Origin of the sequence: Kaistia defluvii (assembly GCF_026343955.1) — a bacterium.
Taxonomy (GTDB): domain Bacteria; phylum Pseudomonadota; class Alphaproteobacteria; order Rhizobiales; family Kaistiaceae; genus Kaistia; species Kaistia defluvii.
The window spans coordinates 1-16,210 of record NZ_JAPKNI010000013.1; the positions used below are offsets into that span (position 1 = coordinate 1).

The following is a 16,210-nucleotide window of genomic DNA, read 5'->3' on the forward strand; positions in this document are numbered from 1 at the left end:
ATTTTGTTCCGCAGTTGAAGATATGCGTCTGCCGGCCGGCAATTTTTACGCCGGCAACTGAAGTCGGGCGGGCAGGGCAGGCCCGCGTGCAGCCTCTTGGCGTGCGAAAGCCGAGGCCGCCATCCCCCGTCTCCGGGCTTTCGCTCCGACGCCGCTTTGCAGCATCGGATATTGCATTGCGGGACTGGAGAATTTTCCCTGCCGTCGATAGTGTATCCTCTCGTTCGAAAGCATCGGCATCGTCGCGTTTGTTTCGTTGTGGCCCTGGTTTGAAATTAGTTCGAATGTAGTTTCGTTTCAGCGAAGAGATGTTACATGGAAGAGCTGTTCTCCGGTCAGTCCTATCGGGTGTGGGCGGAACTGAAGGACGATGGTCCGGCGGTCGTCTGCTTTGATCCCTGGTACAACCGGCAGGATCCGGATCGTGCGGCGTTCGGCCTGCGCCATTTCTCGAACAACAACATCAATGTCGTGGCCGTGAAATCCCATGGCAACCACTGGTACCAGCATTCCGAGATGGATCCGGTCGTCGACCGGATCAACCAGCGCCTGGGCAGCCGGCGGCGGGTCGGTTACGGCTCGAGCATGGGCGGCTATGGCGCGCTCAATTTTTCCGAGCGCCTGTCGCTGGAGCGCGTGCTGCTGTTCGCGCCGCAGTTTTCGGCCGATATCCGCACCGTGCCGTGGGAGCGGCGCTGGCAGAGCGAGCAGGACATGCTGGCCTGCCGCTATGATGCGGTGGCGCGGATCGCTCCGGTCGGCGGCTACATCTTCTTCGATCCCTACAATCGCAACGACTTGCGGCACGCCGATCTGATCCGGCAGCGCCATCCTCTGACGGCCATCCAGATGCCGTTCTCGGGCCATCATGCGCTCGACTGGTTCAGCCAGAACGGGACCATCAGCGCGCTGATCCGGTCGCTGGTTTTCGACGGGACGCGCGAGCGCGAGGCGATTCGCGCCCGGCGGCAGGATCGGGCCAAGGTCGCGACCTACTGGCTCAATCTGTCGGCGCATCTGCGGGCCAAGGGCCGGATGGGGCCGGCGCTGCAGGCGGCCCGGCAGGGCGCGGCCTGCGAGAAGGGCGATCTGATCTTCGCGCGCCACACCTATGCCATGTGCCTCTATGCCCATGGCGAGGCCGAGGCGGCCGGCGCCATCTGGCAGGCGGCGCTCGCCAATCCCGAGGAAGCGAACCGGCAGCGCTGGCTGCTGCGCCAGTCGATTGCCGACCATGGCTGGGAGGAACTGCGTAGTGCCTTCCTGGAGCCCGTGACGCCGGCCTAGGCTGGCCACGCGTCGCCGCGACGGGCCGCGGAGTTGCACGGCCGGGGCAGGGCGGGTCTCGCCGTTCTACGCGGTTTCGCGACACGATTTTGCACAACTGCGTTCGGCGTTGTGCAATTCCCCTATCCAGCACGCCGCCAAGATGGCAGAAAGCCGCCGCTGCGGGCGTGGCGAAACTGGTAGACGCAAGGGACTTAAAATCCCTCGACCTCGGTCATGCGGGTTCGACCCCCGCCGCCCGCACCACCGCACCAGCGCCGAAGACTCTAGATGTCGATGCCCTCTTCGGGGGGCTCGGCGCGGATCTCCGCGACGGCGCGCATCAGGATTTCGACGACGCGGTACTGCTCGATCGATGTCGCGCTGATCTTCGAGGCGATCGCCGCCTTCAGCGCCCGCCTCGCGTCGTTCATCTCCGGAATGACGCCGGGAATGTCGCGATCGGGCCGGTCGTCGCGCAAGGCGGCCTCGCCGCGCCCGAACCATTCCCGTGCCTGGGCGATGCGGCGGCCGATCCGGTCGAGATGGTCGAGGATCACGTCGACCGCGAGGCGGTTCTCAGCCAGATAGGCGGTGCCCATCGCGGAAATCGAATAGACCTTCTTGTTGCCCTGGCTGCTCGCCGTCGCGTGCCCGGCATCCTCGAGATAGTTGAGGGTCGGATAGATGACGCCCGGGCTCGGGCTGTAGCTGCCGCTGGTCAATTCCTCGATGGCCTTGATGATATCGTAGCCATGGCGAGGCAGGTTCGCGAGCAGGGAGAGCACCACCAGACGAAGGTCGCCATCCGCGACCATGCGGCCGACACGGAATCCGTCGCCCCCCCGTCCGCCCAGGGGCGCGCGCCCGGATACCGGGCTTTCGGGGCTGTCGCCGCGCCGGGCCATCGACAACAGAGCGCGGCCATGATCGCCGCGTGGGTTTCCCGGGGGACTGTCAGGCACGATCGCTCCGATATATCGTAAGATACAAATTGGCTAAATCCATCGCGGGGTCGCGTCAAGATATATCTTACGACATGTCGCAGTGCGGGCGACTGGCGGCGCGGCGCTCACGCTGAACTCGCTTCTGTGTCGCGCGTCATTGTATGGTGATGGGCCGTTCGGAAGATGCGCGGCCCTCCTGACCCCGTAGCAGAGCGAACCAGCGCCTATGGACATGCCGACTGCCATTCCCAGCCCCGCCACCCAGGCGATTCCGCTCGACGAGAAGCGCTGGCGAAAGACACTGTTCGGCATGCTGCTCGATTCGCGCGCCCGCTTCGGCGGCAAGCGCGAGGTGATCGAAGACAACCAGCGCAAGCCCATGACCTTCGATCGCGTCGTCATCGGCGCCCAGGTCCTGGGTCGGGTCTTCGCCGCACGCACCCGGCGCGGCGAGCGGGTCGGCCTGCTTCTCCCCAACGTGGCCACCGTGGCGCCGGCCTTTTTTGGCCTCGTGGCGTTCGGCCGGGTGCCGGCCATGCTCAATTTCTCCGCCGGGCCGAAGAACCTGCTCGTCGCCTGCAAGGCGGCCGACATCAAGCATGTGATCACATCGCGCCGCTTCATCGCCGAGGGCAAGCTGGAGGAACTGGTCGCGGCGCTGCAGGCGCATGTCGAGATCCTGTGGCTGGAAGACATCGGCAAGACCGTCAGCAAATTCGACAAGCTGCGCGGCGTGGTCTCGTCCTGGCTGGCTCGGCCGCTGCACGCGCTTTCCCGAGTCGGGCCGGACGACATCGCCGTCCTGCTCTTTACCTCCGGCTCGGAAGGCGCGCCCAAGGGCGTGGCCCTGACGCATGCCAATGTGCTCGCCAATGTCGAGCAGTTCCTGCGGACGCTGGAGCTGAAATCGGACGATTCGCTGTTCAATCCGCTGCCGGTGTTCCATTCCTTCGGCATGACGGTCGGCCTGATCGCGCCCTTCGCGATCGGCATGCGCGTGTTCTTCTATCCGACGCCGCTGCACTACAAGCAGATCCCGGCGCTGGTGCGCGACAGCGGCTCGACCATCCTGATCGGCACCGATACCTTCGCGGCCGGCTGGGCGCGCATGGCCGAGCCCGAGGATTTCGCCAAGCTGCGGCTTGTGGTGCTGGGCGCGGAGAAGATCAAGCCGGCGACCCGCGCGCTCTGGCGCGACCGCTTCGGCATCGAACTGTTCGAGGGCTATGGCGCGACCGAGGCGGCTCCCGTCGTCTCGGCCAATACGCCGCTCTATCACCGCGACGGCACGGTTGGCCGGCTGCTGCCGGGCATGTCCTACCGGATCGAGCCGGTGCCGGGCCTCGAGGAAGGCGGTCGCTTCTGGATCAAGGGGCCCAACGTCATGCTCGGCTACATGCGCGAGGGCGCGCCGGGCGTGCTGGAACAGACGCCGGATGGCTGGCACGACACCGGCGATATCGTCACGCTCGACGCGGACGGCTACATCACCATTCGCGGCCGCGCCAAGCGCTTCGCCAAGATCGGCGGCGAGATGATCTCGCTGGCGGCGGTCGAAGCCTATGCGGCGCAGGTCTGGCCGGACAATATCCACGCCGCCGTCTCGGTGCCGGACGAACGCAAGGGTGAGCAGATCGTGCTGGTGACCGATCGGGTCGCGGCGGACCGCAATGCGTTGATCGCTTCCGCCAAGGTGCATGGCGTGCCGGAAATCATGGTGCCGAAGCGGATCGTCACGATCGAAGCCTTGCCGATGCTGGCGACGGGCAAGACGGACTATCCGGCGATCGCGGCGTTGGCGCGGGGTTAGGATTTTCGTGCGCGATGTCGGACGCCCATTGCGCAGGGTGGCGAGGACGGCTTTCGTGGCTTCCGAGACTGCGTCCTGCCCCAGTGGATCGGGCCGATCCGCCATGTGGCGACCCAAGCGGGGATGATGAACAGCACCGAGCGCATCCGGGTCATGGCCGACGGGATCCTATCGCGCCTGGGCCCGATAGTCTGGGTCGCGCTCGTCGTTTTCTGCGCCGCCATGCTCGGCATTGTTACCCGGCCGCTCGGCTTCGTCGCCGCGTTCTGGCCGGCCAATGCGATCCTGCTCGGCCTCTTTGTCATCCGTCCCGCCTTGGCGGACCTGTATGGCTGGATCGCGGCGGTGGCGGCGTTCCTCTTTGCGGGCTATCTGAGCGGCGATCCGATCGTCACCAGCCTGTGGCTGACGGGCGCCAACATACTGGGCGTCGCCTGTGGCGTTGCCCTGTCTCGCGGTCTCCATGCGGAGGACCGGGCGCTCCGGCATCCCTTGTCCGTGCTCCGCATGCTGCTGATCTGCGTCGCCGCCGCCGGGACCTCGGCCGTGGTGGGGTGCCTGATCGCGCCTGTTCTATCGAACTTTCCGCTCCGGGCGGGAATTGCGTTCTGGTTCACCACCGAACTCAGCAATTACGTCGTCATCCTGCCGGTGCTGCTCACCTTGCCGGCCGTGTGGTCTCTCGGGACGGTTGCGGACTCCCTCGTCAATTTCGAGCCCGATGCCAAGACGACGATGCCCGTCGCGGCGCTCTGCCTGTCGGTGGTGGGGTCGGTGGCCATTGGCGGGCCCGGCGCGATCGCGTTTCCGGTGCCGGCGCTGCTCTGGTGTTCACTGACCTACGGATTGTGCGCGACGTCCCTGCTCGTGATGATCACGAGCCTTGCCATGCTGGGGGCGGAATCGGCCGATCTCTACGCCCTGCCTCCCTCCGATGATCTGCTCGACAGCAAGACCTCCTTCCGTCTCGGCCTGACATTGCTGGCGATGGGGCCCCTGACCGTCGCGACCATCTCGGTCATGCAGAGGAAGCTGCTGGCACGGCTCGATCGCGCTGTCAGCATGGACGGCCTGACCGACATCCTGGCGCGCCGCGCCTATCTCGAGCGCAGCGCGGAACTGCTTGCCAGGCCGCGCGCCAATCTCTTTTCCGGCGTCGCCGTGCTGATGATCGACATCGACCAGTTCAAGCGGGTCAATGACCAGCACGGCCACGCGGCGGGCGACGCGGTCCTGATCGCGGTGACCGATGCGATCGCCGGCGAGCTTCGGCGCCATGATCTGTTCGGCCGGGTCGGCGGCGAGGAGTTCGCCATTACCCTGCCGGACATTTCCTGCGACGACGCCCTCGCCATGGCCGAGCGGCTGCGCCACACGGTCGAGCGCCTGTCTGTCAAGGCCGCTCTCGGGCTCGAAATCCGGGTCAGCATCTCGATCGGTATCGTGCATAGGGTGCGCCACCCGGCAGGCGGCGTGATCGAGATGCTGCCGCTCGCCGACGCGGCGCTCTATCAGGCGAAAGAGACGGGGCGGAACCGGATTGTGCTGTACGCGGCGCCGAGCCGTACCGACGCGGCAGGGCCCTAGGACGACTGCCAGCCATAGATCCAGTCATAGCGCTGGAGAAGTCTTTCGCCGCCCAGCGCCGTCATGGTGAGGTCGCGCGCGACCGCCATCGGCCCGCCCAGATGATAGATCTGCCCGGCCTGGCGGGCCGTCTTCCAGACTCGCATCACCCGGGGACGCCGCAGCGCCTGATAGCGTTGCAGGGCGTCGGCGACGGGCCCATTGGACAGTTCGCGCGCCAGCACGTCCGCATCCTCGATCGCCATCGCCGCGCCTTGCGCCAGGAAGGGCAGCATGGCGTGCGCGGCATCGCCGATGAGAGCGACGCGGCCCTCGACCCAGACGCCGCTCGGTTCGACTTCCGCCAGGCACCAGCGCGTCCATTGCAGGTCGAGCTTGGTCAAACGGCTGATATACCGGGTGCTGTCCTGATCAAAACGCTGCCGAAGAACCTCGGCGGCGCCCGGGCCGCTCCAGGTATCGTCGCCCCAGTCTTCCTCGATCACGACGATGATGTTGATCAGGCGGGCGCCGCGCAGCGGATAGATGACGACATGTGCGTCGCGGCACAGCAGCACCGTGGTGCGCTCATGCGGCAGGTCGCGCGGCGCGACCCCGACGGGAATGGTCGAGCGCCAGGCCGTGCGGCCGCTTGGCCGGGACGGCAGGGCGCCATCGACAGCCTGCTTCAGTTTCGAGCGCACCCCGTCGGCCACGATCATGGCGTCGAAATCGAGTGTCTCGTCGCCCACCGACAGCGTGACGTTCTCGTGGGTCTGGCGCACCGCCGTCGCTTCCGCGCCGAGCCTCAGCTCGATCCGCGGATCCGCCTGGACGGCTTCGAGCAGGATGGATTGAAGGTCGGCGCGATGCAGCAGCCGGTAGGGCGCGCCATAGGCCCGGCGCGCGCTCTCGCCCAGCGGCAGGCTGACGATCGGCTCGCCGGTGCGGCCGGAGCGCATGTCGATCGCTTCCGGCATCACCGCGGCGCGATCCAGTCCCTCGGTGAGGTCCAGCGATTCCAGGATGCGGCCGGCATTGGGCGAGATCTGCAACCCCGCGCCGACTTCCGACAATTGCGGCGCGCGCTCGACCACGGTCGAGGCGATTCCCCGCCGTGCCAGCGAGAGGGCGGTGGTCAGGCCCGCAATGCCCGCGCCTGCAATTCCGACGCGGTTCGCCGTCATGCCCCGGGACCGCTACGCCGCGATCGGATCGATGAACAGATGGCCGGGCGGCGACGTCTCCGTGCCGTGCAGGCGGGGATTGTAGCGATAGAGGGTCGAGCAGTAGGAGCAGACCTTCTCGTTGTCGTCGCCCATGTCGATGAAGATATGCGGGTGGTCGAAAGGCGGCCTGGCGCCGACGCACATGAATTCCTTGACGCCGATCTCGATCGTCACGACACCGGAATCATTGTGGAAATGTGGAATCACATGTGCGGCCATGGCGTGGGTCCGTCGGTTCGAAGCAACAATTTCACGGACCATAGCGTTGTGATGGCGCGATGAACAGGCCGGGCTCCCGTCCGGCGCGGCGACACCTTGGCGCGGCCGCAAGCATCCTTCATAAGTGCGCCGCAGTCATTCTCGGGTTCCCCACATGCAAACCTTCCTTTCGAACGGCTACTCCATCGCTTATCTCGATGAGGGCGAGGGGCCGCCGATCCTGCTTATCCACGGTTTCGGATCGAGCGCGCGGGTCAACTGGGTCAATCCCGGCTGGGTCGATACGCTGGTCAAGGCGGGGCGCCGGGTCATCGCCTTCGACAATCGCGGCCACGGCCACAGCGACAAGCCGCATGACGTGGGCGCCTATCGGGTCGCCGCGATGGCGGAGGATGCGCGCAACCTGCTCCAGCATCTGGGCATCGCCCGCGCCGACGTGATGGGCTATTCGATGGGTGCGCGGATCGCCGCCTTCCTCGCGCTCGGCCATCCCGAGATGGTGAAGTCGATGATCCTCGGCGGCCTCGGATACGGCATCGTCACCGGCATCGGCCCCTGGGGCCCGGTCGTCGATGCGCTTGAGACGGAGGAGCCGGACGGCATCACCGATCCGATCGGGCAGATGTTCCGCAAGTTCGCCGACCAGACCAGAAGCGACCGCGTGGCTCTCGCTGCCTGCATGAAGGCGACGCGTCAGCCGATCTCGGCCGACGACCTGGCCACGCTGCGCCTGCCGGTGATGATCGCGGTCGGCGAGCGCGACGAACTGGCCGGTTCCGCCGCCGACCTCGCCGCCATCATTCCGAATGCCGAGGTGCTCGATATTCCGAAGCGCGACCACATGCTGGCCGTCGGCGACAAGGTCTACAAGGCCGGCGTGCTGGCATTCCTCGAAAAGAACGGCCTGCGGGGCGCCTGAGGCAAAGGCCTGTTCGGACAGAGGGTTGGCGGCTTCGGCGAAGACGCCGATTCAAGCGGAACGACCGGCGGCCGGACGCGTCAGAGCGGCGGAGGGCGCCGAATTGGCTGTGCCGATAATCTGATTTCCGTTGCATTTTCGCCTCCGGCCGATATGTCTCTCCCCTCGTCCGGAGCGCGCATCGCGGGCACGGACGGCGTAATTTTCAGGCGCGGATGTCTGTTTTGCGGCATCTGGCCCCCATGTTAGGGTGCCGCCTGGAAGAAGGCTGCAGATGGATGGCAGCAAGGAGACGTCAATGTCGGCCGTCAATTCCCGCCTCGTCGGCGAGGGTCTCGCCAGCTTCGATCCGCTCTGGTCCGCGATGCGGGCGCAGGCCGAGGAAATCATGCGGGCCGAACCGGCCCTCGCGAGCTTCATCTACGCGACGGTTTTGAATCATGATCGGCTGGAAGATGCGGTCGCGCATCGCATCGCCGAACGGCTGCATCACCGCGATCTCTCGGCCGAGTTCATCCGTCAGGCCTTTGCCGAGGCGTTCATTTCCGAGCCGGACATCACCAAGGCGATCCGCGTCGATATCCAGGCCGTGTTCGACCGGGATCCGGCCTGCAACCGCGCCATCGAGCCGATCCTCTATTTCAAGGGCTTTCACGCGATCGAGACCCATCGCCTGGCCAACTGGCTGTGGCGGCAGGGGCGCCGCGATTTCGCCTATTACCTGCAGAGCCGGTCCTCTTCCGTGTTCCAGGTCGACATCAATCCGGCCGTGCCGATGGGCAAGGGGATCTTCCTCGACCACGCCACCGGCCTCGTGGTCGGCGAGACCGCGGTGATCGAGGACGATGTCTCGATTCTGCAAGGCGTGACGCTGGGCGGCACCGGCAAGGAGACGGGCAACCGCCATCCCAAGGTTCGCCACGGCGTCCTGATCGGCGCGGGCGCCAAGATCCTCGGCAATATCGAGATCGGCCATTGCTCGAGGGTTGCCGCCGGATCCGTCGTGCTGCACGCTGTGCCGCCCAATACGACGGTTGCCGGCGTTCCGGCCAAGGTGGTCGGCAAGGCGCCCTGTGCGGAGCCGTCGCGAATGATGGACCAGATCCTGCCGGATCAGGCATAATCGACATAGTTTCAAGGGTTGTAGCGGCGCCGCTCGGGGCGGTGGTCGCGACGGGCCCCGGCGTTTTCCGCGTCGGGGCGACAGCCGGTCTTTTCCCCGAACCTGAGGAGATCAAATTGGATCGAAAAGAGATCCAGAAGCTCGAGAGCTTCTTTCACCGCCGCTTCAACATGAAGGGCATCACCGTTCGTCCGCGCCCCCGCAAGGACGACACCGCGGAAGTCTATTTCGGCGATGAATTCGTCGGCGTCCTGTTCCGGGACGACGAGGAGGGCGAGCTCTCCTACAACTTCACGATGGCCATCCTCGACATCGACCTCGAGGAAGCCTGAGACGCGGCGCCCGAGGCGCCTCGACGATCGATACGGAGGTTCCATGATTGGCGCTGGTTCAAGCCAGGCGCCGGTCGTGGGTACCCCGAGAAGCGGCGACCCTTGCGTCCCCGCCCGCCGGTCCGGCGCGGAGCGCAACTCGCCCCGCAGCCTTGGATCGGAACCCGCTATGCCCCTGCACGCGCTCGACGGAATCTGGCCGGACGTTCCCGCCGCGGATCGATTCTGGGTCGCCCCGGACGCGCGCGTGATCGGCAAGGTCACGCTCGGCGACGAAGTCGGTATCTGGTTCGGCGCCGTGCTGCGCGGCGACAATGAGCGCATCACCCTCGGTGCGCGCTGCAATGTCCAGGAGCATTGCATCCTCCACACCGACATCGGCTATCCGCTGACGATCGGCGAGGGCTGTACCATCGGCCACCGCGCCATCCTGCATGGCTGCGTCATCGGCGGGAACTGTCTTGTCGGCATGGGCGCCACCATCATGAATGGCGCCAGGATCGGCGCGAATTGCGTGATCGGCGCCGGCGCGCTGGTGCCGGAAGGCAAGGAAATCCCGGATGGCTCGCTGGTCGTCGGCGTGCCGGCGAGGGTGATCCGCGCGCTGGACGAGGCGGCCATCGTCAAGCTGCGGGGCGCCGCCGCGCATTATGTCGCCAACTGGCGTCGCTATGCGGCCGGCTTCGAATAGCGGCCTCGGGAATCCGGCCGAAAGACAAGCCCGCCCATCCGGCCGGCTTCGTCTTGGAGCCGATGCGGCTACTCGCACTCCTGCCCTGGCTGCAGAGGCCTGTGGACCTGCTGTCGCAGGACGAAAGGATCCGACGCATTGAAGTTGCCGGCCGGCCGATAGCGGCAGACCCATTGCGTTCCCTGCACGCCGCCGATCTCGCAGGTGGCACGGCCGCAGCCGAGAAAGCCCGAGTCCTTCCAGACGACCTGGGTGAAATGGCCGTTCACGCGCTGGCAGTTCTGCGTGAAGCCGCCGACGATGGCCGGATCGTCGAAATCATAATTGGCGATCTCGCAGTACCAGGTCTGCTCGAACGCGTCGCGGTCGGAAAGGGCAGGCAGCACGGGACTGCCATTCTCGATATAGGTCGCGTTTGCGATGTTCTCGCCGGTGTTGGGCGCGATGTTGGGGTCGTGCGAGCCGACGATGCATTGGCTGGCATAGACCTGCGCGGATTTGGCGAGTGACTCGCACCATTTGAGCTTGGGCGCACAATGCTCCGCCCGCCGCTCATTGTGTGCCTTGAGCATGTCGCTCCATTCCGACGGCACTTCGTCGCCGCCGTCCGGACAATCGACCACGACCACCTCCGGCGGCGGCTGGATCGTGATCTGCTTGAAGGTGTCGCAGATCAGGCCGAGCGCGTTCACATGACGTCCGTGACGGATACGGATTCCAACCGCCGCCTCGCCGGCCGGGCAGGACTGGACGATGTTGGGGAAGACGGGCGCGTTGTTGCCGAGGTCAAGATTGTGCCGGTCGGCGCTGGTGGTGGAAACGCAGTTGAAGATCATCAGCCGCACCTGGCGATCGCCGGGCGTCATGAGCATGCCGACGCCGTGGATGATGAAGCCGGGCAGGCAGGTGCCACTGGATTCGCCGCCGCCCGATCCGCCGCGCGGCGGCAGGACATCCTTGCTGGCCCCGGTCGCGCCCGTCATATTGTCGACCGGTGCGCAGGTCAGCGCCATCTGGTCGAGCCAGGCGCCGGAGCGGATCTTAGCCCCGATGAGGTAGGAGCCGTTCGGGCACATGTCGGTGTCGTCATGGTCGCCGACGCCGCCAAAGGGCGGAATTGTCGTGAGAGCGTTGGCGGTCTCGACAGGGGCGAGCAGGCCCAGGACCGCGATCAGGCAAAGCGCAGCGATGGCGCTGCCGTTCCATCTCGGGCGAGCGTTCGACATAAACCGCGCTTCCTCTGCTGAAAGGACACGACCGGAATTATGAGGCACAGAGAATAGCGTGGAATTGACGTAAGGGAAAGCGATCGCCGGCTAGCTGGACAAGCGGGCTTCCGCACCGATCTGGGCGGCGTGGATTTCGGCCCCGGCGTGAGACGCGCCGTGGCGCAAGCCGGGAGAGCAGGCCGCCCGTGCGGCCCGCTGGCGCGGTCAGCGCTGGATGCTGCCGACCAGGGTCGGCCGGTCGTCGTCGATGGAAACCCAGCGACCGCTGTTCTGGTCGGACTGGCGCTTGACGAACTGGTATTCGGTGTCGCCCCAGAGCTTGATCTTCGGCTCGAGATTGTCGAGCACCAGGTCGCCGCGGTCGGAGCGGACCGTCAGCACGGCATGGCCTTCGCCATTGGTCTGGCGCACCACGGTGATCAGCAGGGCGCCCGCCGGCCAGCCCTTCTCGATCAGTTCGCGGCGCTTCAGCAGAGCGAAGTCTTCGCAGTCGCCCTTACCGTCTTCCGGATAGTTCCAGTATTCCTGGCGACCATAGAGTTCTTCGTCGGTTACCGGCTCGATGGCAGTATTGACGTTGTCGTTGACGGCGATCAGCTCGTTCCAGCGCGTGACCGTCAGATGAACGGGCGCGGCATTGCGCGTGATCTCGTTGCATTCGACCGGCATCCGAGAGCAGAGCTCGTAATGGCCGACCGGCTGGCTCGTCTTGCCCGTCACCCGCATGAATGCGGCGTGTTCCTGTGCGGAAGCCCCGGCGATCAGGCCGAAGAACAACGCAAGCCCGACAATGCAACTCGATACGCGTACAAACGACATAGAACCCGTCCTCTTGTCCGAGGAAGACTATGCCATATATGCTTTTACTGGGATCTAAGCCAAGCCCGATGATTCTAATCGACTTCTCTTCAAATTCGCGACGAAGTTTAAGCTTTGGTTTAATGAACGATTAACCAATTACTCTCGCGGCATTGTCTCTGCTGAGTGGACAATGCGAAGCGCACCGGCAAGCGTTTGTGGCGGAATCGCTGGGTTCCCGAGCTCGCTGTGATGCGGCGGACACATCATGGTAAGGAAATTGTGAATAGCGCCGCGAGCCGGGCCGAAACCGGGCTCCAGACCCTCATCCGGACGACCGGCTCGGGCGAAATCTGACAGCGGGTGATCGGAGCCTCAGCGCGAGGGGCACCAAGCCTGATCGGCGCGGGTACCTTCCGCCGCCGGAAGAAGTCAGTCGCGACCGCCATCCAGCACGACGAGATGCTGCCGGCGACGTCCGGCAGGCTGGGTCGCGACGGCCGGCGAGGTCTCGCGCTGTGTGGGCCGCGGGGTGGCGGGCAGGGGGCGGGCCGGCACGGGCTGACTCTCTTCGACCGGCAGCCATCGAAGGCCGGTGATCTCCAGCCGGGGGATCGGATGCAGGCCGAGCCAGTAGGGCCGCTCCAGCGGCGCCAGCAGGCCCAGTACGCGGTCGGGGTTGCGACCGTCCTGGCTGAGCGGCAGCAGCAGCATCTCCATCGCCAGCGTGCTGCCCCGCCCGGTCCGTCCGGCGAGGTCGAGCACGAGCGTCGCGGCGTCGCGCGTCACGCCGTTCAGGGCCGCCCGGATGGCGTCGCGATCCGCGCCCTGCCACAGCGCCAGGAAGCTCTCGCCCGTCAGCTCCCGACCCACGCCCGCGCAAAGGCGGGTGCCGGCGAGGCGGAACGGGAAACTCTCCGTCCGCGACGCATCGAGGATGAAGACATCGCCCAGCAGACCCGCAATGTGCGCCGGCTCGATGGCGCTGCGCAGCGGGGCGGGCCTGCCGTCGCGCTGGCGCTGCCAATAGGTGTGGAGCTGTCGGGTCGAGGAATGCCGCATCGGGATCGAAACTCACGGGCGCCCAGGCTGTCCGATGGCATCCGGAAGCGCCGCGCCCCTGCAGTCCGCGCTCCGGAGGAAGCGATGCCGCCACCGATGACGGCGCTCATAGCAGATGGCGGACCCGCCGGGGCAAAAGCCGCCGGATAGGGTTACGCACAGGTTGAGGGTAGTTCGATATTGATCTTAAATTTGAAGCATGACAGGTTACGTTGCGTTCACGGGGCGTCTTATGCCGGGGGGCTAGACGGGGCGTGACGAAGGCCGTCCGCGCGTGCCCGTCTGAGAAGCGCGCCGGACGGCCGATCCATTTTTACGCCCCCGTTCTCACCACGCTTGCGCTGAATTCGTGGGCCGACTATGCCGGATCGATGAGCCCGAGAAGCGAACGCGCCGAGCGCGAACCGATATTCAACCTCCCTACCGTCATCATTGCCTCTCTGGCCGTGCTGGCGCTTGTGCATGTCCTGCGCGTCTATGTGCTGGACGAGGAGCAGGCGAGCTGGCTGATCGCCACCTTCGCCTTCTTCCCGATCCGCCTGACCGGGCCGGCAATCCAGGGCTTCTATTGGCCGGGCGGGGTCGCGGGCGATGTCTGGACCTTCTTCAGCTATGCCTTCCTGCATGCCGACTGGATGCATTATGGCGTCAACGCGCTGTGGCTCGCCGCCTTCGGCACCCCGCTGGCGCGCCGTTTCGGCGCCTGGCGTTTCCTGGCCTTCTCGCTGGGCGGCGCAGCGGCCGGCGCGGCGGCGCACCTGCTGCTCTATCCCTCCGGACAGGCGCCGCTGATCGGCGCTTCGGCGGCGATCTCGGCCCAGATGGCGGCATCGGCGCGGTTTGCCTTTTCGGCCGGTGGCCGGCTTGGCGGCGGCATGCCGCGCAGCGATGCCGATTTCCGGCCGGCGCTTTCCTTCATGCAGATGGTGCGCGACCGGCGCATCGTCGCTTTCCTCGGCGTGTGGTTCGTCTTCAACCTGGTCTTCGGCCTGCTGTTCACGCCGCCCGGCGTAACCAACAGCACCATTGCCTGGGAGGCCCATCTCGGCGGCTTCCTCTTCGGAGTCCTGCTGTTTCCCTGGTTCGACCCGATCGGGCGCCACCGCTCCTGATCGCGATTACCTTGCTTTCGCCCGCGCGCGGTCCCATCATCTCGGCACGGGCACGATGATCGGGGCGCAGAGCCTGGCGTCGTGCCCGGTGGATGATCGCAAGGCGATCGTGCCTCCGATCATGGTTGGGGTCCGGACCGGTCCAGGTGAGAGAGCGGCCGGCCCTGTCTGGAACAGGGAGCCGACGCCAATGACGGTTGCAGCCATTCTTTCCAAGAAGGGACGGGAGGTGGTCACCGTCCCCGTCGATCGCAGCATCGCCGATGTGGTCCAGATCCTGGCCACGCGCCGGATTGGCGCGGTCGTCGTCACCGACAGCGCGCAGCGCATCCTGGGCATCGTCTCCGAGCGGGACGTGGTCCGCGCCCTGGCGCGCGGCGCCGATGCGCTCGCGGGCTCGGTGTCGTCGATCATGACGGCGAAGGTCGTGACCTGCACCGACGGCCACACGATCAACGACGTCATGACCCGCATGACCGAGGGGCGTTTCCGCCATCTCCCGGTGGTCGAGGGCGACCGGCTTGCCGGCATCGTCTCGATCGGCGACGTGGTGAAGGCGCGGATCGAGCAGGTCGAGCGCGAAGCCGACGAGATGCGCGCCTATATCGCGATGGCCTGAGCGGCCGGCGCAGGGCGGCGGCGACGCTGCCCTCAGCCGTCGCCGTAGACGGCCTTGGGGTCGAAGAGCGGCGCGTCGCCGGTGAAGGCCAGCTTCAGGTCGGGCGAGAGCGGCTGGCCGACGGGAACCGTGCGGTAGAAGCAGCCCTTGCGGCCGGTATGGCAATTCGCGCCCGTGCCGGCGGTGCTGACCTTGATCCAGATGGCGTCCTGGTCGCAGTCGACCCGCATCTCGCGGACCGTCTGGGCGTGGCCGCTGGTGGCGCCCTTGTGCCAGAGCTCCTTGCGCGAGCGGCTCCAGTACCAGCCTTCGCCGGTCTCGATCGTCCTGGCGAGCGCCTCGGCATTCATCCAGGCGAGCATCACGACGTCGCCCGTGTCGAAGTCGGTGACGACGGCCGCCACCAGACCATCGGCGCCGAAGCGGGGCGTGAGCATGTTGCCTTCCTCGACTTCGGCATGGCTGCCGGGCTTGGCGAAACGGGGCTGGTCGGCGGCAAGGGTCGTCATGGTCTACTCCGGCGGTTTGCGACCGCCATAGCGCCGGAAAGGCGGCGAAGGAAGAAAAAAGGGGTGATGCGCCTGAAACGCTAGCGGTGCTGGACCAGCGACAGGAAGCGGGCGCGCTCGGCCGGGTCCTTGTGGAAGATGCCGGTAAAGCTCGTGGTGATGGTCGAGACGCCGGATTTGTGGGCGCCGCGCATCGACACGCAATGATGCTCGGCTTCCAGCATGACGGCGACGCCGCGCGGATCGAGGCCGCTATCGACGGCTTGGGCGATCTGGTTGGTCAGCCGTTCCTGCATCTGCAGGCGGCGGGCGAAGATGTCGACGACACGGGCCAGCTTCGACAGGCCGACCACGCCGCTCCTCGGATAATAGGCGATATGCGCCTTGCCGATGAACGGCACCATGTGGTGCTCGCAATGCGAAAAGAAGGGGATATCGCGCACCAGGACGATGTCGTCATAGCCGCCGGCCTCGTCGAACACCCGATCCAGCGTTTCGGCGGCGTCTTCGTGATATCCTTTGTAGAACTCGCCGAAGGCCTTGGCGACGCGCTTCGGCGTGTCGATCAGGCCCTCGCGCGACGGGTCGTCGCCGGCCCAGGCGATCAGCGTGCGGACGGCCGCTTCGGCTTCCTCGCGGCTCGGACGATGGTTCGCCTTTGAAACAGGCTGCGTCTCGGGCTTCGCCGGGGGGCTCTTGGCGTCCATGGGGGTACTCCGACTGGGCCGGACTCGGGCGGAGGATCCCGAATGGGCCGATGGTGCGACTGCGTGGCCGCA

At 66.2% G+C, this 16,210-nt stretch carries 17 protein-coding genes and 1 tRNA gene; 10 read left to right on the plus strand and 8 right to left on the minus strand.

What is annotated here, in order from left to right:
- Positions 1-315: 315 nt before the first annotated feature.
- Both OSH10_RS21885 and OSH10_RS21890 read left to right on the plus strand, forming a co-directional pair.
- Positions 316-1,287 carry a hypothetical protein gene (locus OSH10_RS21885; protein WP_266334715.1) on the plus strand — a complete coding sequence of 324 codons (972 nt, stop codon included), beginning with the start codon at positions 316-318 and terminating at the stop codon, positions 1,285-1,287.
- A 161-nt stretch (positions 1,288-1,448) separates the two neighbouring features.
- Positions 1,449-1,533 (plus strand) — tRNA-Leu (locus tag OSH10_RS21890).
- A gap of 20 nt (positions 1,534-1,553) precedes the next feature.
- Here OSH10_RS21890 and OSH10_RS21895 read toward each other — a convergent pair.
- Positions 1,554-2,231, minus strand: coding sequence for a PadR family transcriptional regulator (locus OSH10_RS21895; protein WP_323181655.1), 678 nt, complete (start codon positions 2,229-2,231; stop codon positions 1,554-1,556).
- Positions 2,232-2,439: 208 nt separating this feature from the next.
- Between OSH10_RS21895 and OSH10_RS21900 the strand changes: the two genes are divergently transcribed.
- Positions 2,440-4,023, plus strand: coding sequence for an AMP-binding protein (locus tag OSH10_RS21900; RefSeq protein WP_266334717.1), 1,584 nt, complete (start codon positions 2,440-2,442; stop codon positions 4,021-4,023).
- Between the two features lie 123 nt (positions 4,024-4,146).
- Complete coding sequence (locus OSH10_RS21905) at positions 4,147-5,610, plus strand: GGDEF domain-containing protein (RefSeq protein WP_266334719.1); 1,464 nt, start codon at positions 4,147-4,149, stop codon at positions 5,608-5,610.
- Here OSH10_RS21905 and OSH10_RS21910 read toward each other — a convergent pair.
- Both OSH10_RS21910 and OSH10_RS21915 read right to left on the minus strand, forming a co-directional pair.
- Positions 5,607-6,776 (minus strand): FAD-dependent monooxygenase, encoded by a 1,170-nt coding sequence (locus OSH10_RS21910; RefSeq protein WP_266334721.1) that lies wholly within the window; start codon positions 6,774-6,776, stop codon positions 5,607-5,609. The genes OSH10_RS21905 and OSH10_RS21910 overlap by 4 nt on opposite strands.
- Positions 6,777-6,788: 12 nt before the next feature.
- On the minus strand, positions 6,789-7,037 hold the full coding sequence (locus OSH10_RS21915; protein ID WP_266334723.1) for a zinc-finger domain-containing protein: 249 nt from the start codon (positions 7,035-7,037) through the stop codon (positions 6,789-6,791).
- Positions 7,038-7,191: 154 nt separating this feature from the next.
- Here OSH10_RS21915 and OSH10_RS21920 point away from each other — a divergent pair, with 154 nt between their 5' ends.
- From OSH10_RS21920 to OSH10_RS21935, 4 genes are all read left to right on the plus strand, one after another.
- On the plus strand, positions 7,192-7,956 hold the full coding sequence (locus OSH10_RS21920) for an alpha/beta fold hydrolase (protein ID WP_266334725.1): 765 nt from the start codon (positions 7,192-7,194) through the stop codon (positions 7,954-7,956).
- A 298-nt stretch (positions 7,957-8,254) separates the two neighbouring features.
- Positions 8,255-9,079 (plus strand): serine O-acetyltransferase, encoded by an 825-nt coding sequence (cysE, locus tag OSH10_RS21925; protein ID WP_266334727.1) that lies wholly within the window; start codon positions 8,255-8,257, stop codon positions 9,077-9,079.
- A gap of 116 nt (positions 9,080-9,195) precedes the next feature.
- Entirely contained in the window at positions 9,196-9,411 is a 216-nt protein-coding gene (locus tag OSH10_RS21930) for a DUF3126 family protein (protein WP_266334729.1), read from the plus strand.
- Between the two features lie 169 nt (positions 9,412-9,580).
- Positions 9,581-10,102: a gamma carbonic anhydrase family protein gene (locus OSH10_RS21935; protein WP_266334731.1), complete on the plus strand. Its 522-nt coding sequence runs from the start codon at positions 9,581-9,583 to the stop codon at positions 10,100-10,102.
- 68 nt (positions 10,103-10,170) lie between these two features.
- On the opposite strand, the gene OSH10_RS21940 is transcribed toward OSH10_RS21935, so the two are convergent.
- The 3 genes from OSH10_RS21940 to OSH10_RS21950 all read right to left on the minus strand — a co-directional run bounded on the left by OSH10_RS21940 (position 10,171) and on the right by OSH10_RS21950 (position 13,191).
- On the minus strand, positions 10,171-11,328 hold the full coding sequence (locus tag OSH10_RS21940; RefSeq protein ID WP_266334733.1) for a CAP family protein: 1,158 nt from the start codon (positions 11,326-11,328) through the stop codon (positions 10,171-10,173).
- A 207-nt stretch (positions 11,329-11,535) separates the two neighbouring features.
- Positions 11,536-12,150, minus strand: a complete 615-nt coding sequence (locus OSH10_RS21945; RefSeq protein WP_266334735.1) for a transglutaminase-like cysteine peptidase — start codon at positions 12,148-12,150, stop codon at positions 11,536-11,538.
- A 411-nt stretch (positions 12,151-12,561) separates the two neighbouring features.
- A complete protein-coding gene (locus OSH10_RS21950) occupies positions 12,562-13,191 on the minus strand; it encodes a PAS domain-containing protein (protein ID WP_266334737.1) in 630 nt (209 codons plus the stop codon).
- A 254-nt stretch (positions 13,192-13,445) separates the two neighbouring features.
- Here OSH10_RS21950 and OSH10_RS21955 point away from each other — a divergent pair, with 254 nt between their 5' ends.
- Together OSH10_RS21955 and OSH10_RS21960 are read left to right on the plus strand one after the other, a co-directional pair.
- Positions 13,446-14,303 carry a rhomboid family intramembrane serine protease gene (locus tag OSH10_RS21955; RefSeq protein ID WP_266334738.1) on the plus strand — a complete coding sequence of 286 codons (858 nt, stop codon included), beginning with the start codon at positions 13,446-13,448 and terminating at the stop codon, positions 14,301-14,303.
- Positions 14,304-14,493: 190 nt separating this feature from the next.
- Positions 14,494-14,922 carry a CBS domain-containing protein gene (locus tag OSH10_RS21960; protein WP_266334739.1) on the plus strand — a complete coding sequence of 143 codons (429 nt, stop codon included), beginning with the start codon at positions 14,494-14,496 and terminating at the stop codon, positions 14,920-14,922.
- Between the two features lie 32 nt (positions 14,923-14,954).
- Here OSH10_RS21960 and hisI read toward each other — a convergent pair whose 3' ends face one another.
- Both hisI and folE read right to left on the minus strand, forming a co-directional pair.
- On the minus strand, positions 14,955-15,431 hold the full coding sequence (gene hisI, locus OSH10_RS21965) for a phosphoribosyl-AMP cyclohydrolase (RefSeq protein WP_266334741.1): 477 nt from the start codon (positions 15,429-15,431) through the stop codon (positions 14,955-14,957).
- Positions 15,432-15,511: 80 nt separating this feature from the next.
- The gene (gene folE, locus OSH10_RS21970) at positions 15,512-16,138 is read right to left on the minus strand and encodes a GTP cyclohydrolase I FolE (RefSeq protein WP_266334743.1); all 627 of its coding nucleotides are present in this window, start codon (positions 16,136-16,138) and stop codon (positions 15,512-15,514) included.
- Between the last annotated feature and the right edge of the window lie 72 nt (positions 16,139-16,210).

Coding starts and splice junctions, on each gene's coding strand:
- OSH10_RS21950 (WP_266334737.1), bottom strand. CDS start 13,191: ATGCGGCATTCCTCGACCCGACAGCTCCACACCTATTGGCAGCGCCAG.
- OSH10_RS21960 (WP_266334739.1), top strand. CDS start 14,494: ATGACGGTTGCAGCCATTCTTTCCAAGAAGGGACGGGAGGTGGTCACC.
- OSH10_RS21920 (WP_266334725.1), top strand. CDS start 7,192: ATGCAAACCTTCCTTTCGAACGGCTACTCCATCGCTTATCTCGATGAG.
- OSH10_RS21910 (WP_266334721.1), bottom strand. CDS start 6,776: ATGACGGCGAACCGCGTCGGAATTGCAGGCGCGGGCATTGCGGGCCTG.
- cysE (WP_266334727.1), top strand. CDS start 8,255: ATGTCGGCCGTCAATTCCCGCCTCGTCGGCGAGGGTCTCGCCAGCTTC.
- folE (WP_266334743.1), bottom strand. CDS start 16,138: ATGGACGCCAAGAGCCCCCCGGCGAAGCCCGAGACGCAGCCTGTTTCA.
- OSH10_RS21915 (WP_266334723.1), bottom strand. CDS start 7,037: ATGGCCGCACATGTGATTCCACATTTCCACAATGATTCCGGTGTCGTG.
- OSH10_RS21935 (WP_266334731.1), top strand. CDS start 9,581: ATGCCCCTGCACGCGCTCGACGGAATCTGGCCGGACGTTCCCGCCGCG.
- hisI (WP_266334741.1), bottom strand. CDS start 15,431: ATGACGACCCTTGCCGCCGACCAGCCCCGTTTCGCCAAGCCCGGCAGC.
- OSH10_RS21885 (WP_266334715.1), top strand. CDS start 316: ATGGAAGAGCTGTTCTCCGGTCAGTCCTATCGGGTGTGGGCGGAACTG.
- OSH10_RS21940 (WP_266334733.1), bottom strand. CDS start 11,328: ATGTCGAACGCTCGCCCGAGATGGAACGGCAGCGCCATCGCTGCGCTT.
- OSH10_RS21945 (WP_266334735.1), bottom strand. CDS start 12,150: ATGTCGTTTGTACGCGTATCGAGTTGCATTGTCGGGCTTGCGTTGTTC.
- OSH10_RS21900 (WP_266334717.1), top strand. CDS start 2,440: ATGGACATGCCGACTGCCATTCCCAGCCCCGCCACCCAGGCGATTCCG.
- OSH10_RS21905 (WP_266334719.1), top strand. CDS start 4,147: ATGATGAACAGCACCGAGCGCATCCGGGTCATGGCCGACGGGATCCTA.